The following is a 21339-nucleotide window of genomic DNA, read 5'->3' as shown; positions in this document are numbered from 1 at the left end:
ATGAGCAGCGACTTCGACCGACTCATGCGGCGAGCTGACGACAGCCTCTTCCGCGTGTTCGGGGAGGATCGCTGCCAAGGCAAGCCTACCTACACGCCACCCAACGGCGCCCCGCAATGCTGCGAGGTGATGCTGGGGCGCGACGTGGCGGTGACCGGCGCCGACGGCATGTTCCGCTCAGTGAAGATCGTCGCCTCATTGCGTACCCACCAGGTGCGCGGCAAGCGCGGCGGGCTGCTGGATCTGGCCGAGGGGCGGTTCAAGCTCGATGACTTCATCGACACCGATGGCCTTGTCGAGCGGTGGTCGGTGCTGGAGGTGACCTGATGGCTGGCTATGACAGCGTGCGGGTCGAGTTCCGTGGTGATGCTACCCGCTTCGATGCCGCGCCGGACAAGCTCCGGCGCGCCATCCAGCTGGCACTCAACACCGTAGGCCGCAGCACGCGCACCCAGAGTTGGCGCGAGATCCGCGACGAGATCAACCTCAAGCCCAGCTACATCCAGAGGGAAGTCAACTTCATACCCGCCACGCCGGAAGACCTGCGCGTGATCATCTACGCGCGCTCTCGCGGCGTAACGCTCAGCCAGTTCCCACACCGCCAGCTGTGGCGGCAAGGGAAGAACGGCAAGCGCGTAGCGGCCGGCGTGCGGGTGGATGTCGGCAAAGGCTGGACGGAGCTGAACGAGGGCGCCTTCATCGCCCCCATTGGCCCCAAAGGCGGGTTGATTGCCGAGCGTATCGGCAAGCCCCGGTTGCCGCTGGAAGTGCTGCACGGCCCGTCACCCTCGCAGGTACTCAACACCAAGCTCGAAGACATCGGTGCCGACGCCGAGCGCAAGCTCGAGGCAGAGACCGAACGCCAGCTGAGGCGGATTGACCTATGACCAACCCCATCAAGCAGGCGGACCAGGCCCTGGTCGACCGCCTTGGGCAGATCACGCCTGCCAATGGCTACCTGACCGACGCCGGTACGCGCATCAAGGAAGGCTGGCTCAGCGACCTGATGCAGAGCGATGACCTGGTGTTCCCCTTCATCGCGAAGCAGCCAGGCCTCTACGTTCCGGGCAGTTGGGGGCAGGGGGCGGTTCTGACCCGGGTAGGCCGGCGCATTGTTGGTGCCGTGGACGGTAGTCGCGATGACTACCTCGAGCAGCTTGAAGAGCTGTATTGCGATCTGGTGGCCTGCCTGCAGGTGCCGGAAGGCATCCCCAACCCATGGGGACCAAAGGGGCCGCGTCAGGTAACGCTGGAGCCTGGCCAGATGTTCCCGCCTGGTGAAGGCCTTGCGGCCGGCACCGTGTTGTTCCCACTCCAACTTCACATCCACATCAACGCAGGTAGAACACCATGAGCGGACGCAAGCAAGAAGCGGCCCCGGCGGGCGGCGAGAAAGAGAAAGCCAAGCGCGAAGAGGTCGAGCTGGTCGCGGATCACGAACACGGCGGCAAGCCGTGCAAAGCCGGCAGCAAAATCAGCGTGCTGCCACACCAGAAGGCCTGGCTGCAGCAGCTGGGCAAAGTCGCCAAAACGGCTGAAGAGGGGGGCAAGTAATGGCCTGGGTAAAAGAGACGTTCATTGTCGCGGGTCGCATCCTTTGTCGCCCGTCGGGCACCGGCAAGCCCTTCGCCCCGATGGGCCTTGGTTCCACCATGACCCAGAACCACGAGGTGAACAAAATCACCTTGGCCAACACCATGATCCCGTCTGGCGGTAACTACGACACCTACAGTCGCGTGACGGCCATGACCCTGGCCTTCAACTTCCGTGAGTTTTTCACCGCGAACTTCGCCCGCTTCCTGTGGGCCACGGTGAATGATCTGCCATCGGAGCCGGTAACCGGTGAGGTGGTCACGGTTGGCGTCAACATGGTCAGCATGCTCAGCAAGATGCCGCTCAGCATCACGGCTGTGGTCGACGCCGAGACCGGCCTGGTGGAGTACGACGAAGACATCGACTTCCGCCTCACTGGCTCCGGTATCGAGCCGCTGCCAGGCGGTGCGCTGGCCACTGCAATCGCGGCAGCTGAGGCTGCAGACGAGGAATACCAGCTGGAGGTCGACTACGTCAGCGCTCCCATCGACGATATCCAGCCGCTGGCCGGCAGCCAGGTCGAGTTGGAGATCCTGTTCGAAGGCGTGAACGCAGTCGGTACGCAGAAACGCACCAACAACCTCTACTACATCTGCAAGTTCGACCTGGTGGCAGCGCTGAGCTGGATCAACGTCGAAGACTTCATGGGTATGGAGGTAACCTGCGAGGTGCTTGGCGATACCTCCCGCTCCGGCGTCGGTGTGTCGCCTTACATGAAGATCATGAAGGAGAAGCCGCTGCCGGCTTGAGGTAGTGGCCAGGGATGGCCGCTTTTCGTGTCCAGCATGATGGGCTAGATTCCCTCCAGTCGATAGGAGGAAACATGAAGATCATTGCAGGGACATTCGGCATAAAGGGCTCGGCCTTCATTGGCGGCGGCAAGCTGCATATCGAGTCGTCCAAGAAGGCCAGCTATACACCGGCGCAGATTCAAAGCGTCGAAGTCGACCAGGTGAACGAAAAGCGCTTTAGCGTGGGTAGTGCGCTGATCGGCGCATTGCTGCTGGGGCTGATTCTGACCGCTTTTCTAGGCGGCGTTGGGTTGGTAGCTGGCCTGCTGATCGGTGCGCTTGGCGGCTTCGTTTCGGAGAAACACAACGCAGCAGAAGTGGCCTTCGTCGATGGCAACAAGGTTCGACTGCTGTGTACTGGTCGAGCAGTTAATAAGCTGATCAGGCTGAAAGGCTAGGCCCAAATCAACACACAACCCGCTTCGGCGGGTTTTTTATTGCCCGGGGATTGAGATGAGCGAAGGCACTACCGGTAAGTCTGTTATCAAAACCCTCGGCGACGGTACGCGCGTTTGCTGCATGGAGCTGACCGTTGCTCAGGTGCGCGGGCTGCTGCAAGCCACGCCAGGTAATGACCTAATCGATGAGCTGTTGCTCGAGGATGTGCGCTTGCCGGACCTGCCGTTATTCACAGGCCTGAAGCTGGTCGACCTTGAGCAAATGCTGCCCAGTGACCTGGAGGTGCTGGTGGAAGGCTGCAAGGAGGCCAACCCCAGTTTTTTTCGCATGCTGGCCAAGGTAGCCAGCCCGCTGAAGCAAGCCTGAGAGACCTGGATAAGCTGGCCTGCCAGCTGGTGCGGCTTGGTCATCATGGCGTTTGGGCCTATCCGTGGACCCTGTTCCTGCACGCAATCAAGGGGTGATGTATGGCTGATGTTGAGCTGCGGCTGGTTGCGGACGTCGACAATGCTGTTAAGGGCATTGGCAGCCTGAGCAAGGAATATCAGGGGCTGGTTAATCAGTTGGCCAAGCCGCTGAAGCAGGTGAACGCCTTCCGTGAATTGGAAAGCAGCCTGGAGGGTGCTGAGCGGCAAACGCGCTCGGCGCGTGACCGCGTGCGTGAGCTGGGTGATGAACTGGCGCGCACTGCCGAACCGAGCAAACAGCTTACGGCGCAGTACCGCGATGCCGTAAATGAGCTGCGGCGCCTGGAGCGCGCCGAGGGCACGGCCCAGCAGCAGCTGGCCCGACGTCGCCGCGAGTTGCAAGCCGCGGGCATTGATACCCGTAACCTGGTCACCGAGCAGCAGCGCCTTAGCAAAGAGCTGCAAGGCGCGCTTGGCGCTGGCCGCAGCGAGCAGGCGGTGAGCGGAATCCGCGCCCAGGCGGCAGCATTGGCGCAGTTGACCCGCGAGCAACGCGCCTCCAACCTCGAGGGCGCTCGGCAGAATCTGGGAGTGAGCCGCTATCGGGACCTGCAGGCTGAGATTGGGCGCCTGCGTGGGCAGTACCAGCTGCTGCGCTCGTCAGGGAACCTGACAGCGCGGGAGCTGGCCGTCGCGCAGCGCAGCCTGACAACGCGCGTGCGGGAGACGCAGCAGGCCCTGCGCGACATGAACGCTGAGCAGCGTCGTGGAGCGGGCGCACTTTCGGGTATTGGCGTGCTTGCCGGGTTGTATGCCGCCGGTCGTGGCCTGCGAGGCGTTACCAATACCGCTGACCAATGGGTAGAGATCAACGATCGTATCCGGCTGGCCTCCGAGTCGCAGGCCGAGCACGCGCAAGGCATGGAACGTTTGCGCGAGATCAGCGACCGCACCTATACCGACATGAAGAACAACGCCGAGCTGTATATCGGGTCGTTGTCGGTGCTACGTGAGCGTGGCTTCACCAATGCGGACGCATTGAATCTTACCGAGGCCCTCGGGCTTGGCCTGGTAGCCAGCGCCGCAAAAGGAGAGCGCGCCGCCACGGTTATCGACCAAATCAACAAGGCCTTGCAAGACGGCGAGTTGAAGGGCGACGCGTTCAACGCTGTGATCCGCAACACGCCAGCACTCGCGGATGCCTTGGCCCGTTCGCTTGGGGTGACGCGTGAGCAGCTGGCCGGCCTGGCCAAGGATGGTGAGTTGACCACGGACGTCTGGGTGCCTGCGCTTATCAGCCAGGTCGATAGCCTCGGTGAGGCTGTCGATAGCATGCAAGTGACAGTTGGCGACGCTCTGACTCGCTTGAACAACGCCTGGGAAGAGGCAATTGGCAGCGCTGATACCAAGCCGCTGATTCGCGCTATTGAGGAGCTTACCAAGGTCATCTCTGACCCGGTGGTTGTCGATAACCTGGTTGCGCTGGCGAGCGCTCTGGTCACCCTTGCGGCTACCGCAGCAGAGGGTGGTTCAGAGTTCGTCGATCTGGGCAAGCGGATTGGCTTTATCGCCGCGAATGCTACCGGCTCCGTTGCCGAGCTGGATAAGCTCGATCAACAGATCAAGGATATTGATCGCAGCCTGGCTGGTACCGGCTTTAACCGCACCCTGTCTGGCCTCTGGTATTCGAAAGAGGAGTTGCAGGCGCAACGCCAGGCCCTGGTCGCGATGCGCGCTTTGTTGGTCACTGAGCTTTCGGGCATGAGTGATGAGCAGCGGCAGATCGAGGAGGAACGTCGGGCGGAGTCGGAGCGGCAGAACAACGCTGCTTTGGGTGACTACAGGAAGTACATCGGCGAGCTTGAAACCCTGAGGCAAGGGCAAATCAAGGCAGCTCAGGATGGCGCCAAGAAGTTGGTGGCGGCTGAGAAAAAGGCCACCGCAGACCTGCAGAAAGTTCGGGATGAGCGGCTGAAGATCGAGCAGCGGTATCAGGAGGCGCTGGCCGGCCTGGGTGGTACCGGTGAAGCCAGCTACAGCTCCGCGCAGAACCTGAAAATCGGCGCCCGCAATGCCCTGGCCAATGGTGATGTGGAAGGCGCGCAGCGCCTGGCGCAGCAGGCGCTGAAGATGCTGCAGGACCTGGCGGCGGCCGGTGAGAACACATATGGCTTCCGTGGCTTTATTCAGGAGCTGCAGCAAATCGAGCTGGCTGCCAACGATCTGGAGCAGAGCAATGCCGAGGACAAGCTGAAAAGCATCCGCTCCGAGATGCAGCAGCTCAAAGACCAGGCGGCACAGTTGAAGGATATGCCGGTTTCGGTGAAGACCGACGAAGCCACTATTGAGCAGGTGCGCTCTACCATCGAATCTCTGGTTGCGCAGTTGAGCCAGAAAGAAGTGGTGATTCCGGTGCGTGTCGCTATGCCTGACATCCCTGGAACGCCGGTCGCTGCGCCAACTGTCCCAGGCTTCGCCGGCGGCGGTTACACCGGCCCAGGTGGTCGGCTGGAGCCCGCAGGCGTAGTGCACCGTGGCGAGGTGGTGTGGTCGCAATTGGACATTGCTCGCGCCGGCGGCGTTGCCGTGGTCGAGGCCATGCGTCGCGGCCTGCGCGGTTACGACATGGGCGGCATCGTCGCCCCACGTGCCATGCCCTCCATCCCCTCGCTAGCGCCTGCGCTTCAGCAGCAACTGGAAGGCGGTGTTGGCGAGCGTATTGGCGTAGACCTCACGTTCGGCGGCGATCAGGTCATTCAGCTGGAGGGCAGCCGCCAGGCCGTTCAGGACTTCCGTCGCCTCGCCGCGAAATTCGGTGGCAGCAGCCGCCGCAAATAGCCCGCCCCGCGCGGGCTTCGTTTTATCTGGAGCCCTTGAATGTCTCTACCACGGATCATGCTCGGCGGTGTCGAGCTCGTGCTGCACTCGGGCGCGCCAGTCGAAACGCTGGAGCCGCTCGGCGCCGGCAGCAACGTGCTGCGCATGAGTGACGGTGCGGCCGTGAAGCAAACGCACTGGACGAAGATGCAAGGCACGATCAGCGGCCAGGGTTGGATGCCACCGGGTTTGGTTGGGCTGGATTACAGCCTGCCGCTGGAGCTACGCAGCACCAAGGTCGAAGCCATCGGCGGCGCTGGCCTGGTCTACACGCTCACCAGCACCCCGCGCCCTGACTTCGCGCCGTGGGGCCTGGCCCTGGTTGGCCGTGACTGGGTGCCTACCACCTGCAGCGTTGACGATGGCGTTGCCACGCTGACCGCCCTCGCTGGCGCAACGCAGTACCGCGCCTGCTGGTTGCCGGTGTTTTCGGTGTTCTGCGAGCGCCCCAGCGAGAACCAGGATTCCAGCGGCAATACCCACAGCTGGCAAACCACCTGGCAAGAGGCCTGAAAAATGCTGATCGGAGCTCAACCGCTCGCCAGCGGTCCGCTTGCTGTCGCCCTGGGTTCTACCTACGAGCCCGTGTATGTGGTGCGCGGCCAGGCGTTCAACTGGCGTGTGCGTCTTTTGGTGGACGGGATGGACCTCACCGGCCAGGTAACTGGCACGCTCGACGTGGACCGGGAAGAGGGCGCCGCCGCCGTGGCGGGGTTCGTGCTCTACCAGCCGCCTGGCCCTGTTGTGCCGGATGACTGGAAGGGCAAACCGGTACAGCTGGATTTCATCAGCCGCGACCGCGACGGGGTGATCACCGAAGCGCGCCTGTTCACCGGCCGCCTCGAAATGCCGGAGTGGGACCCTACGTGGCGACTGTTGGCCTGCGATTGCAGCGACCAGCTGCAGCAGCGTATCGAGGGCATGAGCATCGCTGCCATCGACGCGCTGACCGGCGGCGTGTGGTCCGCTGACCTGTTCGAGCCCACCACGGGGCGCAGTCGCTGGGACTATGCGCAGGAGCGTATGGAGAGCCGCGCCGCGAGCCTGGATTGCTCGGTTGACGGCGTGCCGCGAGTGACGCCATGGGGCGCCGCTACCACGCCGCACTTCGTGTTCGGCCTCGGCAGCACGCTGTTCGAGACGGTGCAGATCGACCTGCAGCCGCTTGGCGCGGCCACCAACCGCCTGGAGGTAGATGCCAGTTACCGCTACCCGCGCCTCTGGCAGCACGTGCAGCTGTTCACCTGGTCCCACCCTGAATACGGCAGTTCCGGCATTCCAGGGTTCTGCCAGTGGCGCACCTGGACCAGCGAGCTACCCACCACCGATATGATCGAGGGCGCTGTCACCGGTGCCGGGCTGACGATGGTCGGCCGGGTGGGCGGCTTCAAGTTGCCGCTGAGCCTGGGCAACCCCTGCGGCGATGGCGTGGCGTGGATCAACCAGTTCGACAACCTCTGGCTAAGCGCTATCGCCTCTGGCGGGCGGCGCTGGACGCAGCAGGTCACCGAGAACTACAAGCTGGTGCTGACCGCCCCGGGTGGGGAGAGCGAGGCCACGCGCGTGATTGCCCGCGACTCCGGCAATGTGGCAATCGAGAACAGCGCAGCGGATGAGTGGGAGAGCGGCAAGCCTGACGGCACCGGCTCGACCGACCTCGCAGAGGAACCGCGCCGTGTTGCCGCGCTGCAAACCCTGCTGCGCAGTGGCGCCGTTGAGCTGCTGAGCGCGCATCGCGGCACGACGTTGAGTTGGCAAGTGCCCACCGATCTCGCCCTGGGCGTAGACCTGGTGCACACGCTGCGTCTCGAGGATCGCGCCCTGGCGCAGGGTAAGTGCAGGCGTATCCAGCACCGTATCGACATCGAGGCCGGCACGGCGGTGACCACGCTGAGTGTGGCCATCAGCCGCGGCGGTGGCGTGAGCGATGCGCTGACCACCCCGGCGCGGCCGGACACCAGCCTTGCGCCTTTGCCGATTGGCGGTGGCGGGGTGCCGACGCAACTGGGCGGCAGATTGAACGACCCAATTTCGGGTGCGCCCATCGAGCCATACAACGACAACCGACTCGGATTCTCCGGCAACTGGGATGTCGCCGACGACCTGACGGCGCCGAAATTCCCGCGGCGCTTCGACGTTGAGGCATCGGAGATTCCCGAGATCTACCGCGACGAGCGAACCGGCGCTGTCACCGTGCATTACCGCGTAGGCATCCCGAACGACTTGCTGGAGCTGTAGCCATGACCACCCTTGCAGAACAGCGCGCCGATATTGCGCGGCGCATGCGCGAGAGCCGCCAGGGCACCAGCGAGGTTGCCCGCCGTGCTGGTGGCCAGGCGATGATCGAGCGGCGGACGGGCAGGGCAGAGGTCGATGACATCAATGCCCTGGTCACCCAGCCCCGGCAGCGCAAGCCGCTGCCGGATCTGGCCCCGCGCGGCAGCGTGGCGCCACAGGTTGGGCGCGGTGAGTACCAGGCGGCGGGAGGCGGTGGTGGCGGCGGTGTCGCCAGCCCGTTCACTGAGACACCAGGCACCCGCACGTATCACGAGAACACTGTGATCATTCAGAGCACGGACGGTTCGACGTTCATGGCTGTGCGGATGCCAGCGGTGGTGACCATGACCGACGCCAACGGCGCCCCGGCGGTGTTCAATTACGCAGAGATCGTTGATGGATAGTAATTACCCATTCTTGGGCCGCCCACTGTGGTTCGGCACGCCCTGGCACGGGGCGGTTTTCAGCGCTGGCGGCGCTGGCACCAGGCTGCGGCCGCTTGGCAGTAGCGGAGCCCTTGACCGAGCCTGGCTCGGCGCACGCTATCGCCCAGCCGCGCTGTGGGACATTGGCCGGCCGGATGTCGAAACCCCTGCCGAGATCGCGGCCCAGGGCGGGCAGTTTCTCGGGCGATCCCTGCAGCCCTGCGACCTGGTGAACTGGCGCCCGCTGCTGCTCGCCGGCGTTGTGTGTCGCGCGCGAATCATTCGTGACCCGATCGCTGGGTTTGTGCTCACCCTGCGCGGCTACGACCCCGCCACCGGCCAGCTATTGCCGGCTGTAACCGTCAATACCGGTAGCTTCACAAACGCCAGCATTGGCCAGGGCGCTGGCCAGCCGCCGGTTAGCGGCTGGACGCCGCCCACGACAATCGATACGTACTCAGCAATGGACGTAACGCCGGATGGGCGTTCGATGCTGCTCGGGGTTACGCCGGTAATTTCCGGCGTTGGTCAGGTACTGTTGGGGTTGTTGCGGCTCGATATCGGCGGCACGCCAGAGGCGCCTACGCTGACGCTCTCGCTGATCTCGTCGCGTACCGACGCTCTCGGCACGTACTACATGACCGGCGATAGCGGCACGTTCAGCACAATGCACCTGCCAACGCCGCCAAATGAACAGGAGTCCGGTGCGTGCGGCATTACTCGGGATTACCGACCTGGTGCGAGAACACTGACCCCTGGCCCGCCATCCCCGTCAAACCCATCTCCTGCGGCGACCGTGGGCTCTGGCGCTGCCGAGGTGGGCGTGACGGGGCGACTGCTCACCGCGTGGTTTACAGCCGGCGGTGGTGTAGAGCTGGTGCGATACAACTACCGCTATGAGTGGGAGCGAACGGCAACCCTGACAGATGAGTCGACGGGTGAGTATCTGCGCATCGTCACCTATGACAATGAATGCAACCCGACCGGCAGCACGACTACAGACACCATCCTCCTGGGCGCCTCACTCAGCGATGTGAGCGAGATTCGCGAGACCATCACCGTTGGCTCGCTCAGCGCTACCGGCTCGATCCGTTGGACCATGACCGGCAGCACTATCGAGCCGTCAAGCCTGCCGCCAACATGGTCGATCACCACGCTGAATGAGCTCAATCAGGACGGCATCACCTTAACCTTCACATATGACTTCCCGATCACTCCGCCTACCGCTCCAGCGCTCTCGCCGACGCACCCTGTGTTGCTGGGCGTGGTGGTCGGCACGGCCACGGATAGCGCCGGCGCAATCTACCCCGAGCAATTCGGATGGAGCTTAGCGACCCTGGCCCGCACGCGCTTCAACGAAGCGCGAACAGAAGTGCAGTGCAAGCGCTGGCCCTGCTACACGCCAGCGGGGCTGCGGGGCGACAACCAGTTTTTTCTGACCGATTCGCCGATCGGCATTAGCCGGCAGTCGCGCCGCGTCTACGCCCAGTTCACGGCCTACAACCCGCTCGACCAACAATTGACCAATTTCAGCGGTGACCTGCGCGGCCAGGCGCTGCTCGGGCTCATATGAGGTGACCATGAGATTCATCGATAACTGGTGCTACGCGCTCACCGATGAGCTGCCGTCCGGCGGTACTGAACTGCCGATCCCGGGCGAGGCTATTACCCGCCTGGCCTTGGCCGAGGGCGACGAGTATGCGCTGTGCATCGTCAGCGCGCTCGATCCGCTGAGCGGTCCCGCGCTGGAGGTGGTGCGGCTGGTTGGCCTTGATTCCGGCTATGAGCTGTTGCGCGGCGAGCAGGGCACGGCAGCGCAGGTATGGCCCAGTGGCTCGGTTGTGCACTGTGGTGTGACTGCTGCGCTGCTGGCCGGCCTGCAGGCGCAAGCCGCGCAGGTGCCAACGCTGGTTGATCACGTCAACGACCTGCTCGAGCGGGTGTCGGCCCTTGAAGCGGGCGGCTTGCCTGACGGCGCCCTGGTTGACGGCGAAGGCCTGGCCCTGGTTGACGGTGCCGAAAATTATCTTGTAACGGGAGCATGACAGATGGAAACAGTACAGCACACGTATCAAACCAGCATGCCGCCCGAGGATGCGGCCCCGGGCTCTCACTGGATCGACAATGCCGGCAATCATCACCTCTGTTCCCTGGATGGGCAGTGGCTCATTGTCGGAAACTTGGGCTACATCACCACCAACAGCGAGCCGCCAGAAACAGTGCCAGAGCGCCCGGTTATTTGCACTTCTATGTATGGCGGCCCGCCGCGCGTGTGGATCACCGTGCGCCCGAACGATGAAACCTGGGCATGGCAGGAACTGGCGCTAGTACCAGCTGAGTAAACCCTATCGACATTTTGGAGTAGCCAGCGATGCAGCCGGCCTGCCTAGACCTGCCCATCATCCCGGGCGCAACGAATCGCAAACCGCTGTACCTGCTGCAGCCGCGCTGGGAACGCCGCGCCATCAGCGAGGTGCAGAAAACTCCATCGCTGTTACTGGCCGTGCCTGGGCACGACCTGCCGGCCGAGTGGCCATGCTGGGTGGAGGGTGTGAGTGGCTTCACTGCGCTCAACCGCCAACCACCACAGCAGGCGCCGTGGATGGTCGGCGTGGTGGATGCCTACACGGTGGAAATCAACGCGCTCAACGGTGCTGAGCAGAACGCCCGCGGCGGCTGGCTGGTGTATCAGCCTGGTGTCGACCTCGCCGATGCCACCGCAGCGCTCACGCTCACCGGCCCCGGCTACAGCCTGCAACTGACCACCGCAAACGGCGGATTGCTGGTGCTGGGCGTGGGTCGAGTGAACATCGTGCTCACGCCAGAGCAGAGCACGGCCATCCCACTCGATGGCGTGACCTACACGCTCGACATCACATGGCAGAACGGCGACGTAGACCGCTGGCTCGACGGCCCGGTGACCGTTCGCCGAGGGGGTGGCCATGGCTGCTGCACCTGATGTGCTCGTGCTCGGCGCGCCGTTTGTGCTGGTGCGCGAGCCAGTGGCCGCGCCGGCCATTGTGGTCGCGGTTGGGACGCAAGGGCCGCCGGGGCGTAACGGGGTTGATGGCGCGACCATCAGCCCCGACCCAAACAACCAGATTCAGAACCGCCCGAACGGGCTCTACGTGCCGCCCACTGAGTGGGGCGGTACCGAATGGTAATCAGGAGGCCCTATGGCTCAAGTTCGTTTCTTCAAGGTCACCACACTGCCGGGCACCCTGCAGCCTGACTCGTTCTATTACGTCGAAAACGGCAGCTATGCCGAGAGCTACCTGACCAACAGTACCGGCGTGGCGCGCGCGGTTGGTAACTCGGCGATGATCAATGCGCTGATCAGCGAGGCCCTGGCCAACTGGTCGGGCGCTGCCAGCACGGTGCAGATTGTCGCGGACATCGCCGCCCGTGATGCGCTGATCGCCACACTTGACGCCAACGCGATGATCTTGGTGATCGATGCATCGGGTGATCCGACCGTCGACGTCGGCTCGGCGCTGTATGCCTATGACGCCACGGCCGAAGAGACCTACAAGGTTGCCGAGTACGAGTCCATGGACGTGGTGCTCAACTGGGCGGATATCGTTGACGGGCCAAGCTCCACGCCAGCGCAGATCGATAGCTCTGTAAGCCAGGCGCACAGCCACTCGAACAAGGCCACGCTAGACCTGCTGGGTGCCGACACTGACGGGCTGACCTACAACGGCCAGGGCGTTACTACTCGCTGGGCCACGAACAACTGGTGATCCTATGGCGGTGATCAAGCATCACAAGTACGTCGCCTCGCTGCCCGGCACACTGGAAGCCAATTCGATCTACTACGTGCGTGCGGGTTCTGGCTTCGATATCTACGTCACGAACAGTTCGGGGACTATCGTCGCGTACCCGTTGAATCGCTCGATAGACGTGTGGGAGTTCATCCCGATTGGCGCCGAATTCCCAATCGACGCCACTACCACAGGCGTTGCTATCCCGCCGACCGACAACCCGAACTATCGCTATATCAAGCTGACCGCTTCTGACAGCTACAACACGGGCGTGTTGACGTCTGAGAGCGTGAGCGGCTCAGCGCCGTTGGTACAGGCCACGGCGGTGATCAACGATGCCGGCAGCCCGATGAATGGGCAGACGGTGCGGCTGATCAATACTGAGCGGCGATCTATTCGGCCGGGTAGTAGCGGGACGGTGGAGGCGGATGCGCTGCAGAACATCACGGGATCGATCACAAATCAGCAGCAAATTACAGCCATCCCCACAGGGGTAGCTGGGGCCATCGGTAAAAGCGGAGTTACTACTTCGATTATGAGCCGCTCCGGGACGGGCGCGCAGATCGACGGAATTACAGTTGATTTCGACGCTTCGCGCGTAGCGCGTACAGCAAACGAAACCCGCATCAAAAGCCTTGGCCGGGACTATTACAAGAGGATTCGCTAATGCCATACGCCGCAGAGGGCCGCCTCAGTCATGACCCTATTGAGGGTGGGATCGAAATTACCGAGCAGCAGTATCAGCAGGGGCTGGCAGGCATGCTGGCCGGTGAGCACGTGCAGATCGTTGACGGCCAGTTCGTCGTTGGTCCGCTGCCGGAACCTGAGCCGGAACCCGAGCCGGAACCAACGCCGGCTGAGGTCAAGGCGCTGCGGTTGGCGCTGAACAACGGTGCTTATGAAACCGCCACCCGCGCGCTGACGGCGGACTATCCGCAGATGGAGAAAGACACCTGGCCGACTCAAGATCAGGAGTCCCGCACATGGCTGGATAACCCTGCAGCGCCCACGCCATGGATCGACCGCGCAGCTGCGGTGCGCGGCATCGAGCGCGACGAGTATCTGCGCCGCACCCTGCTGAAAGCGCGGCAGTTCGTGATCATGTCCGCATGGCTCACCGGCCGGCGACAGGGTTATGAGGATGCAATCCGCGGCGGCGGCAACCCACAGCTCGACTACCAACTCCCGCCCGAGGTATGGCAGGAACTCGCCGCCTTGCAGCAAACGGTGATGGGCACGCCTACCGAGCAACTCAAGGAAGCCTTGGCATGACGACCGTGAAACTGGCGCTCTACAAAGGCCCCGGCCAGCTCGGCAACGCCCTTATCCGCTGGTGGACGCGCAGCCAGTACAGCCACTGCGAGCTGGTGGTGGGTGACTACTGCTACAGCAGTTCGGTGATGGACAAAGGCGTGCGCCGCAAGCGCATCGGCCCTGGCGCCGATCACTGGGACCTGATCGAACTGCCCTGGGCTGATGCCGCCGCCGTGCTCGAGCATTTCGAACGCACCGACCAAGACCGCTACGGCTGGCCATCACTGATCATGAGCCAGATATTCAACCGCAATCGCCAGGTAGAGCACGCCGCATTCTGCAGCGAATGGTGCGCCGCCGCCCTCGGCCTGCCCAGCCCAGCCAGCTACAGCCCGCGGACGATTGGCGAGCTGTGCGGATGGCTGGAAGAGCGGCGCGGCCTGGCGCACGCTGCCGCGCTGATCTAGGCTTTGGGTTCACTGAACTGGATAAGGAGATCCACATGCCCACACTGCGTATCCGCCCCCGCGTCGTTCTCGAACTGTTCACCATTGGTGGCCTATGCCTGATGGTCGGCACCTACCTCGGCTACCACGAAGGTTTCGACGCCGCTGCTGCAATGATCGGCACGGTGTGCGAAGCGCCGCCGAACTGAACTGAAGCACCTCATAACCCAAGCCCGCCCCGAGCGGGCTTTTTTGTGTCTGGAGAAAACCAATGGCTCGAATCTCTGCCGCCCAGGTGGGCGGTGCGAACGTGCTCGCGTTCCTGGATATGCTCGCCTGGTCTGAGCTGGGCGAGAAGATCCTGGCGCAGTCCGACGACGGTTATAACGTCATCGTTGGCTCACTACCGGGGCGCCTGATCACATTCAATGACTACGCCCAGCACCCGAACCGTCTGATTCAACTGCCGCGCTATGGCATCGCGTCGACCGCAGCTGGCCGCTACCAGTTCCTGCACCGCACCTGGCGGGCAATCGTTCGGGTCTATGGCTTCAAGGGCCGCTTTATTCCAGAAGCCCAGGACTTGGCTGCCGTGAAGCTACTGACCGAGTGCAAGGCGCTGCCGGCGATCAAGGCCGGCCGCATTGCGGATGCCATCGCCCTGGCTGCGCCGATTTGGGCAAGCCTGCCCGGAGCTGGCTACGGCCAGCGCGAGCACGCCCTGGCAAACCTGTTGGAGATCTACGCAGACGAACGCGCTGCCGAGCCGTGCGACGAGCAGGATCTGCTGGCGATGTTCACGGTTTGTGGCGGGGTGGTTGCGTGATCGCCGCGCTGGCAGACCGGGCGACGCTGCTGGGCATCATCGCGGCGATGGCCTTCCTGGCCGGCTGGAAGGTCAACGGCTGGCGGCTGGGCGAGGGGATCGCCCAGAGCCAGCTCGATGCCGTCACCATCGTTCGCGTTGTCGAGCGGCAACAACAGAGCGTCGCAGACGCTGAGGGGCAAATAGGTCATGACCAACTTGAAGAATTGCAGCGCCGCGCTGCTGATGCTGGGGCTGCTGCTGACGGGCTGCGTAAGCAAGCCAGCAGCTTGGCCACCCAGCTCGCTACCTGTAATGCCGGAACTGCCGGCGAGCGCACGGCAAGGGAAGACGCCGCCGCCTTGCTCGCCGAGCTGCTTGGAGAGATGGAATCAGAAGGTCGATGGCTGGCGGCAGAAGCTGACGGACGCAGGATTAAAGGCCTCACCTGCGAGCGAACCTACGACGGAGTGAAGGGCAGCTAGAGCATGTTCTGCCTACGATGCATCAGATCAGATCAGCGTGGCCTTCGGTGTAGTACATGGCTGCGATGCTCTGATCTATGCGCCAGAGCTTTTTGTTCGCGCCTGGGTTGGCGGCGATGTAGCTCTCGAAGCTGATGTGGTACGGCAATTCCAGTCGTCCACCTTGGGGCAGGTCAGCCAGCTTGGCATCAATGTCGCTCATGCGCGCCATTCGCATTTCAAGGAGTGCTTCTATTTCGAGTGCGACGTCTGTCGGCACCGTGCTTCGTCCTGCTTCCCAGTATTGCCAGGTACGAGGGGTGACGCTGCCAATCGATTCTGCTGCCTCGCTTACGTCCATCATGAGCAGTTTGCGGGCGGCCTGCAGTTCTAGGTTGTTCATCGGTGTGATTGCGTCGCGCATGGCGTGCTCCAAAGCAAAGGCCCCTAAGTTGGCGGGGCCTGGTCGATTACTGGCCGCTGATGATGTCTTGAATCTGGTTGAGCAGGGCGACGGCCTCGTGGCTTTCGTTGCCTTCAATGCAGGTGAAGTCGTCGCGGACGATCTTGAAGTCTGCGCCGTTCCAGTTCACGTCGCGGAGCGCGGTCTCATCGAGCATGGCTCGGATGGCTTCGACAGTGGAGGCGGGTACTTCGTAGGCGATGGAGATAGTGGTCATTTCGGTAGTCCTCAGTAGGGGCGCTTCGAACTATTTCGTAAGCGTGGTGTTATTATTGTTCGCGATTGCGAACAATGCAATAAGTAAAGCTTGCCGTTCGTCGGCAATTGAATGGGCGGCGCCTAACGGCTGCCCTTTTTGTGTCCGGTGCTTGGTAGCGGGTGGGGTAGATCGCGTTCGGCGAGGGTGTCGCCTCCTACGAGTCCGACTGCTGAGGCTTTATCAGCTCCGGCCCCTGATTCCGCACATTACCCACCGCCCGGTCGACCGGGAACCACTCGAACTCCCAACTGGGCGTGCCTTGGTGCAGAAGGATCTGCTCAGCGCGGTGCGCCGTGGTGTCCGGGTCGATCCATTCGCGGGCCAGCTCGGGGCTGAGCACGACCGGGCGGCGGTCGTGCACGTCGATCATCCCGCCCTCGGCGTCGGCGGTGATGATCACGAAGCCGTCACCTTCCTCAGCCTCGCCACCGGCCGGTGGGAATTTGCCGATCGCAGCGAAGAACAGCGGGTCGCCACTGCGCAGCCGTATGTAATAGGGCTGCTTGATCTTCGGGTTGTCTTCGTCCTGCACCCATTCAAACCAGCCATCTGCCGCGACCAGTGCGCGGTGTTGCCATATCTGCCTGAAGAAATTGCCGGTGGCCACCTTCTCTAGCCTGGCGTTGATCGGCGGCGGCATCTTCCCTCGCGCCCAGTTGGGCGCCCATCCCCATCTCACCTCGGCCACCACCAGGTGGCCGCCCGTGCTGTGCAGCACCTGCACTTGGGTGCTGGGCGCGACGTTGTAGCGCTGAATCGGCTCACCCTCCCAGCCGCTCATGACGTCCTGCTCGCTGTCGAGTCCGCGCAGGTAGTCGCGCATGCTTCGATACTGGGCAAACCTTCCGCACATTCTCTCGTCCTCCTGTCGCTCGCCATCAGCATGGCATTGACGCCGCGCGTGTCAATGCAAATACTGTTTATCTATACAGTGTCAGTTTAGGTAATGCCCTTGGCCAGCGTCAGTATCCTCGGCCCTGTCGCTCCTGGCGGCGCCGAAATTCCTTACTTCCTCCCCAGTGTGCCGGCCGGCTTCCCCAGCCCGGCCCAGGATCACATTGAGCAACGTATCTCCCTCGACGAACTGTTCGGCCTGCATCGCCCGCAGATCTACCTGGCGCGCGTGGGCGGTGACAGCCTGCAGGGCGTGGGCATCCTCGATGGTGACCTGGTGCTGATCGACAAAGCGGCCAAGGCCAAGCGTGGCGACGTGCTGATCGCGTGCGTCAACGGCGAACCGCTGCTCAAGATCCTGGGCGGTGACCAGCACCAGGTCATCCTGCTCTCGGCAAATCCCAAGTACCCGCCGCGCTACGTGCTTGAGGCCGAAGATTTTCAGGTGTGGGGTGTTTACGTTGGCCTGTGCCGGCAGGGGCGGCACTGTGGCTGACCGGGTGTTCGCGCTGGTCGATTGCAATGCGTTCTACTGCAGCTGCGAGCGGGTGTTCCGGCCGGACCTGGCTCGGGTGCCGATCGTCGTGCTGTCGAACAACGATGGCTGTGTGGTCAGCCGCACCAGCGAGGCCAAAGCGCTGGGCATCAAAATGGGCGAGCCGTGGTTCCAGATCCGCAAGGCGTTCGAAGCGGCCGGCGGGATGGCGTTCAGCTCCAACTATGCGCTGTACGGCGACATGAGCGAGCGAGTGATGACCGTGATCGAGGGGCTGGTGCCGGCGCTGGAGGTGTACAGCATCGACGAAGCCTTCGCCGAGCTGACCGGGGTGCTGGGTGATCTCGATGCGTTGGGCCGGGAGATACGCGCCCAGGTGCTGGCGTGCACCGGTATCCCGACCGGTGTTGGCATTGGCCCGAGCAAGACGCTGGCGAAGCTGGCCAACTATGCGGCGAAGCGCTGGCAGAAGCAGACGGGCGGTGTAGTCGATATCCGCGACCCGGAGCGCCGCGCCAAGCTGCTGGCTGCCACGCCGGTCGGTGAAGTGTGGGGCGTTGGCCGCCGGCTGACTGCTCGCCTGGGTGAACTGAACATCAAGACAGCTGCCGACCTGGCCGCGGCGGACGCATGGACCCTGCGTAAGCAGTTCAGCGTGGTGCTGGAGAAGACCGCGCGGGAGCTGCGCGGCATACCCTGCCTGGAGCTGGACGGCGAGGCACCGCCGAAGCAGGAGATCTGTTGCAGCCGTATGTTCGGCAAACGCCTGCACGAACTACCGCCGATCCGCGAAGCGGTGGCCACATACGCCGCCCGGGCCAGCGAGAAGCTGCGGGGGCAGGGCTCGGTGTGCAAGCGGGTACGGGTGAGCATCCGCACCGGCATGTTCAATCCAGATGAACCCAAGTTCGCCCGCGGCGTGCTGTGCGAGTTGCCGTACCCAAGCGACGACACCCGACTGATCACCCAAGCCGCCCTGGCCGGCCTGGAGCAGGTGTATCGCCCGGGCTTCGCCTTCAGCAAGGCCGAGGTGCTGCTGCTCGATCTCTGCCAGCGCGGCGAGTACACCGACGACCTGTTCGCCCCGACCCAGCCTGAAGCATCCCGCCAGGTGATGGCGGTGCTGGATGCCGTGAATGCGAAGTGGGGGAGGGGGACGCTGCGGCCGGCATTGGTACCGCCGACGCCAGGGTGGGGGATGAAGCGGGAGATGATGAGTCGGAGCTTTACAACCGACCTGCAGGCGTTGTGGGAGGTTAGATGATGGTGAAAGGCCCGGTGCCGTGGGGAGTCCCTGCGGTACCGGGTTTTTTTGTGTCTGCGATTTGGCTGGGGCAAATTTGGGGCAAACCATACGCCACTCTATGACCCCCGATGCCGATATAGACATGGACGACTTTAGCGAAACACCCTGCGTAGGCCAGTAAATGCGCGCTTGGCATGCAAAACGGTCAGATATCCCGGCACAATCGGTGTGTGTGCGGAGAGATCGGTCATGCCGGGCCTTACGTGCGGTGGGTGTGACGAAGCCGGGAATTTTCCCATACTTCGTCCCTCACGTGGGCTGCGAATCTGACGCAATTACCCTTCAGGGCGCCCTTGAAAACGGAGCCGAGGCAGTCAGCACAAGGCAAAAACAGGCGATAAAACGGAGTTCACGAGCTGTAGATGAGCATTTGAGCCTGTTTTAACGCCGTGATGACCACGCAGGTAGTTTTTAAAAGGTGCCCTTCAGTCAGTAAAGGTCACCGAGAAATGGGCCACAGCCTCGACCACGCGCTGCGATTCGCTGCGTATCTCGCGGATCACCTCGCCGGCCTGGTTGGCCAGGTCTACGCCCGTGCGCGCACGCTCTCGCGTGGTGGCCATGCTGGCCACTGCGTTGCGCGTAAGGTTCTGGTTCTGCTGAACGACGCCGTTGATCTCCTGGGTGGCCTGGCTGGTTCGTGAGGCCAGTTGACGTACTTCATCGGCCACCACTGCGAAGCCGCGGCCCTGTTCGCCGGCGCGTGCCGCTTCGATGGCCGCATTGAGTGCCAGCAAATTGGTCTGGTCGGCGATACTGCGGATCACCTGCACGATGCTGGTGATCTGCTCGGATTGCTTGTTAAGGCCTTCTATCTGTTCGGCCACGTCAGCCAGGTCGCTGGCAATGTCGGCGACCACCGCGACGGTCTGTGCCACTGTGCGCGTGCCGTGGTCGGCGGAAACGTCTGTCTCCCTGGCGATGTCATGAGCCAGTTGGGCGGCAGCAGCCTCCGAATCGCGGCGCTCGACCTGGGCGGTGATGTTGCTGGCGAATTTCACTACGCCATAGACACGGCCGTTGGCGTCATACAACGGGTTGTAGGTGGCGCGCAGCCAGACCTGTTGACCTTGCTTGGTGACGCGGCGAAAACGATCGGACATGAACTCGCCCTTGTTCAAGCGGGCCCAGAACTGACGGTAGTCATCGCTGTGGCTATCCTCTGGCAGGCAGAAGAGTCGGTGATGCTGGCCGATCACTTCTTCGCGGCGATAGCCCATCAGGTCGAGGAAGTTCTGGTTGGCACTCACCACTTCACCCTCGAGGTTGAACTCGATCACCGCCATGGAGCGGTCGATAGCCTTGATGTAGCTCTCGTGCATGTGTTCGGCCGCTACCTGGCGGGTGATGTCGGTGGCGATCTTCATCACCTTGACCACTGCGCCCTGATCATCCCGGATCGGCATGTAGGTCGCCTCGAGCCAGACCTCTTGGCCGTCTCTCGTCAGCCGGGGGAAGCGATCGCTGAAATGTTCGCCCTGACGCAGGCGCTGCCAGAACTGTTGATAGGCGAGGCTTTCACTGAGGCTGCGAGAGCAGAACAGGCGATGGTGCTGGCCGACGATCTCTTCTAGGCGGTAGTGCACTACGCCGAGAAAGGCAGGGTTGGCATCGAGGATGATTCCATCCGGGGTGAACTCGATCATCGCCATCGATTGACGGATTGCCTGCAGCTCGGCCGTTGTCGGGTCCGCTGCATCCCTGTGCTTCTTATTCCGTGACAGCCACATTGCAGTGCCCCTCTTGCACCTAGCCCGTGATAACAGTAGACGAAATTTGCCGTTTCCACTGGCAGGTCAAGCTGTGTAGGGTTTGCCGTTCGATGAGTGAGGAACGGATATGGACAGAATCAGCCAACTGGCCGAACAACTGGGTGCAGCATTGAAGGCGCAAGCTGCCCAGGTGACCACTGCAGAATCCTGCACCGGCGGCGGTATCGCCGAGGCGATCACTCGCATACCAGGCAGTTCGGCCTGGTTCGAGGCCGGATATGTGACGTACTCCAACGCCCAGAAAACCAAGCAGCTGGCTGTATGCGCCGACTTTTTCGCCAGTGTGGGCGCCGTGAGCCAGGAGGTGGTCGAAGCGATGGTGCGTGGCGCGCAGGCCAATAGCGGTGCGCGCTATGCAGTGGCGGTCAGTGGGGTGGCGGGGCCGGATGGTGGTTCTGCGAAAAAACCGGTTGGTACCGTGTGGTTGGCCTGGGGGGATGGCGAGCGCCTTTTCAGTGTGCGCAAGCAGTTTCCTGGAAGCCGTGACGAGGTGCGCCGACAAACGGTCGAGACCGCGCTGGCCGGGCTTCTGCGCCTGCTGGCAGAGGAAAATCCGTTTATGGGGTAGGCGGGCGACTTGCCCTGTGGAATAATACTGGCTACTTATACAGTTCTTGGCGGCCCTCGAGGCCCTTGTTAATACGTGA

The 21339-nt window shown here is 62.9% G+C and carries 30 protein-coding genes; 26 read left to right on the top strand and 4 right to left on the bottom strand.

What is annotated here, in order from left to right:
- The 23 genes from BLR77_RS21625 (at position 1) to BLR77_RS21520 (ending at position 15523) form a co-directional block, all read left to right on the top strand.
- On the top strand, positions 1 to 327 hold the full coding sequence (locus tag BLR77_RS21625; protein WP_074681689.1) for a hypothetical protein: 327 nt from the start codon (positions 1 to 3) through the stop codon (positions 325 to 327).
- Positions 327 to 887, top strand: coding sequence for a phage tail protein (locus BLR77_RS21620; RefSeq protein ID WP_074681687.1), 561 nt, complete (start codon positions 327 to 329; stop codon positions 885 to 887). Before BLR77_RS21625 ends, BLR77_RS21620 begins: the two co-directional genes overlap by 1 nt.
- Positions 884 to 1354 carry a hypothetical protein gene (locus BLR77_RS21615; protein WP_074681685.1) on the top strand — a complete coding sequence of 157 codons (471 nt, stop codon included), beginning with the start codon at positions 884 to 886 and terminating at the stop codon, positions 1352 to 1354. Before BLR77_RS21620 ends, BLR77_RS21615 begins: the two co-directional genes overlap by 4 nt.
- Positions 1351 to 1554: a DUF7210 family protein gene (locus BLR77_RS21610; RefSeq protein ID WP_074681683.1), complete on the top strand. Its 204-nt coding sequence runs from the start codon at positions 1351 to 1353 to the stop codon at positions 1552 to 1554. The genes BLR77_RS21615 and BLR77_RS21610 overlap by 4 nt, the downstream gene beginning before the upstream one ends.
- 98 nt (positions 1555 to 1652) lie before the next feature.
- Positions 1653 to 2342, top strand: coding sequence for a hypothetical protein (locus tag BLR77_RS21605; RefSeq protein WP_238380606.1), 690 nt, complete (start codon positions 1653 to 1655; stop codon positions 2340 to 2342).
- A gap of 74 nt (positions 2343 to 2416) precedes the next feature.
- On the top strand, positions 2417 to 2782 hold the full coding sequence (locus tag BLR77_RS21600; RefSeq protein ID WP_074681679.1) for a hypothetical protein: 366 nt from the start codon (positions 2417 to 2419) through the stop codon (positions 2780 to 2782).
- A 55-nt stretch (positions 2783 to 2837) separates the two neighbouring features.
- Positions 2838 to 3149, top strand: coding sequence for a hypothetical protein (locus BLR77_RS21595; RefSeq protein WP_074681677.1), 312 nt, complete (start codon positions 2838 to 2840; stop codon positions 3147 to 3149).
- A 197-nt stretch (positions 3150 to 3346) separates the two neighbouring features.
- A complete protein-coding gene (locus BLR77_RS21590) occupies positions 3347 to 6028 on the top strand; it encodes a tape measure protein (RefSeq protein WP_162275024.1) in 2682 nt (893 codons plus the stop codon).
- A gap of 39 nt (positions 6029 to 6067) precedes the next feature.
- On the top strand, positions 6068 to 6580 hold the full coding sequence (locus tag BLR77_RS21585) for a hypothetical protein (protein WP_074681673.1): 513 nt from the start codon (positions 6068 to 6070) through the stop codon (positions 6578 to 6580).
- Positions 6581 to 6583: 3 nt separating this feature from the next.
- Positions 6584 to 8305 carry a hypothetical protein gene (locus BLR77_RS21580; protein ID WP_074681671.1) on the top strand — a complete coding sequence of 574 codons (1722 nt, stop codon included), beginning with the start codon at positions 6584 to 6586 and terminating at the stop codon, positions 8303 to 8305.
- 2 nt (positions 8306 to 8307) lie between these two features.
- On the top strand, positions 8308 to 8748 hold the full coding sequence (locus BLR77_RS21575) for a hypothetical protein (RefSeq protein ID WP_074681669.1): 441 nt from the start codon (positions 8308 to 8310) through the stop codon (positions 8746 to 8748).
- Entirely contained in the window at positions 8741 to 10342 is a 1602-nt protein-coding gene (locus tag BLR77_RS21570; protein WP_074681667.1) for a hypothetical protein, read from the top strand. Before BLR77_RS21575 ends, BLR77_RS21570 begins: the two co-directional genes overlap by 8 nt.
- A gap of 7 nt (positions 10343 to 10349) precedes the next feature.
- Positions 10350 to 10814 carry a hypothetical protein gene (locus BLR77_RS21565; RefSeq protein WP_074681665.1) on the top strand — a complete coding sequence of 155 codons (465 nt, stop codon included), beginning with the start codon at positions 10350 to 10352 and terminating at the stop codon, positions 10812 to 10814.
- 3 nt (positions 10815 to 10817) lie between these two features.
- Positions 10818 to 11111, top strand: a complete 294-nt coding sequence (locus tag BLR77_RS21560; protein WP_074681663.1) for a hypothetical protein — start codon at positions 10818 to 10820, stop codon at positions 11109 to 11111.
- Between the two features lie 29 nt (positions 11112 to 11140).
- Positions 11141 to 11728, top strand: coding sequence for a hypothetical protein (locus BLR77_RS21555; RefSeq protein ID WP_074681661.1), 588 nt, complete (start codon positions 11141 to 11143; stop codon positions 11726 to 11728).
- On the top strand, positions 11712 to 11933 hold the full coding sequence (locus BLR77_RS21550; protein WP_074681659.1) for a hypothetical protein: 222 nt from the start codon (positions 11712 to 11714) through the stop codon (positions 11931 to 11933). The genes BLR77_RS21555 and BLR77_RS21550 overlap by 17 nt, the downstream gene beginning before the upstream one ends.
- Positions 11934 to 11945: 12 nt before the next feature.
- Positions 11946 to 12512 (top strand): hypothetical protein, encoded by a 567-nt coding sequence (locus BLR77_RS21545; protein ID WP_074681657.1) that lies wholly within the window; start codon positions 11946 to 11948, stop codon positions 12510 to 12512.
- A 4-nt stretch (positions 12513 to 12516) separates the two neighbouring features.
- Positions 12517 to 13200 carry a hypothetical protein gene (locus BLR77_RS21540; RefSeq protein WP_074681655.1) on the top strand — a complete coding sequence of 228 codons (684 nt, stop codon included), beginning with the start codon at positions 12517 to 12519 and terminating at the stop codon, positions 13198 to 13200.
- Positions 13200 to 13805, top strand: a complete 606-nt coding sequence (locus BLR77_RS21535; protein WP_074681653.1) for a hypothetical protein — start codon at positions 13200 to 13202, stop codon at positions 13803 to 13805. The genes BLR77_RS21540 and BLR77_RS21535 overlap by 1 nt, the downstream gene beginning before the upstream one ends.
- A complete protein-coding gene (locus tag BLR77_RS21530) occupies positions 13802 to 14254 on the top strand; it encodes a hypothetical protein (RefSeq protein ID WP_074681651.1) in 453 nt (150 codons plus the stop codon). Before BLR77_RS21535 ends, BLR77_RS21530 begins: the two co-directional genes overlap by 4 nt.
- Positions 14255 to 14289: 35 nt before the next feature.
- Complete coding sequence (locus BLR77_RS25510; RefSeq protein WP_156085553.1) at positions 14290 to 14442, top strand: hypothetical protein; 153 nt, start codon at positions 14290 to 14292, stop codon at positions 14440 to 14442.
- Positions 14443 to 14504: 62 nt separating this feature from the next.
- On the top strand, positions 14505 to 15059 hold the full coding sequence (locus tag BLR77_RS21525) for a glycoside hydrolase family 24 protein (RefSeq protein WP_074681649.1): 555 nt from the start codon (positions 14505 to 14507) through the stop codon (positions 15057 to 15059).
- A complete protein-coding gene (locus BLR77_RS21520) occupies positions 15056 to 15523 on the top strand; it encodes a DUF2514 family protein (protein ID WP_074681647.1) in 468 nt (155 codons plus the stop codon). The genes BLR77_RS21525 and BLR77_RS21520 overlap by 4 nt, the downstream gene beginning before the upstream one ends.
- A 22-nt stretch (positions 15524 to 15545) precedes the next feature.
- On the opposite strand, the gene BLR77_RS21515 is transcribed toward BLR77_RS21520, so the two are convergent.
- The 3 genes from BLR77_RS21515 to BLR77_RS21505 form a co-directional block, all read right to left on the bottom strand.
- A complete protein-coding gene (locus tag BLR77_RS21515; RefSeq protein ID WP_202907456.1) occupies positions 15546 to 15926 on the bottom strand; it encodes an Aca2/YdiL-like domain-containing protein in 381 nt (126 codons plus the stop codon).
- A 46-nt stretch (positions 15927 to 15972) separates the two neighbouring features.
- Positions 15973 to 16182, bottom strand: a complete 210-nt coding sequence (locus tag BLR77_RS21510; protein ID WP_074681645.1) for a hypothetical protein — start codon at positions 16180 to 16182, stop codon at positions 15973 to 15975.
- A 196-nt stretch (positions 16183 to 16378) separates the two neighbouring features.
- Positions 16379 to 17077 carry an SOS response-associated peptidase family protein gene (locus BLR77_RS21505; RefSeq protein WP_074681643.1) on the bottom strand — a complete coding sequence of 233 codons (699 nt, stop codon included), beginning with the start codon at positions 17075 to 17077 and terminating at the stop codon, positions 16379 to 16381.
- 99 nt (positions 17078 to 17176) lie between these two features.
- Here BLR77_RS21505 and BLR77_RS21500 point away from each other — a divergent pair, with 99 nt between their 5' ends.
- A complete protein-coding gene (locus tag BLR77_RS21500; protein ID WP_394328070.1) occupies positions 17177 to 17614 on the top strand; it encodes a LexA family protein in 438 nt (145 codons plus the stop codon).
- Positions 17607 to 18878 carry a translesion error-prone DNA polymerase V subunit UmuC gene (umuC, locus tag BLR77_RS21495; RefSeq protein WP_074681639.1) on the top strand — a complete coding sequence of 424 codons (1272 nt, stop codon included), beginning with the start codon at positions 17607 to 17609 and terminating at the stop codon, positions 18876 to 18878. The genes BLR77_RS21500 and umuC overlap by 8 nt, the downstream gene beginning before the upstream one ends.
- A gap of 467 nt (positions 18879 to 19345) precedes the next feature.
- Here umuC and BLR77_RS25865 read toward each other — a convergent pair whose 3' ends face one another.
- The gene (locus BLR77_RS25865) at positions 19346 to 20650 is read right to left on the bottom strand and encodes a methyl-accepting chemotaxis protein (protein ID WP_074681637.1); all 1305 of its coding nucleotides are present in this window, start codon (positions 20648 to 20650) and stop codon (positions 19346 to 19348) included.
- Positions 20651 to 20759: 109 nt separating this feature from the next.
- On the opposite strand from BLR77_RS25865, the gene BLR77_RS21485 reads away from it, so the two are divergent.
- Positions 20760 to 21260, top strand: a complete 501-nt coding sequence (locus tag BLR77_RS21485; RefSeq protein ID WP_074681635.1) for a CinA family protein — start codon at positions 20760 to 20762, stop codon at positions 21258 to 21260.
- The last annotated feature ends 79 nt before the right edge of the window (positions 21261 to 21339 follow it).

This window comes from Ectopseudomonas alcaliphila, assembly GCF_900101755.1.
GTDB classification, from domain to species: Bacteria; Pseudomonadota; Gammaproteobacteria; order Pseudomonadales; family Pseudomonadaceae; genus Aquipseudomonas; species Aquipseudomonas alcaliphila.
This window is presented reverse-complemented; position numbering and strand designations above follow the sequence as displayed.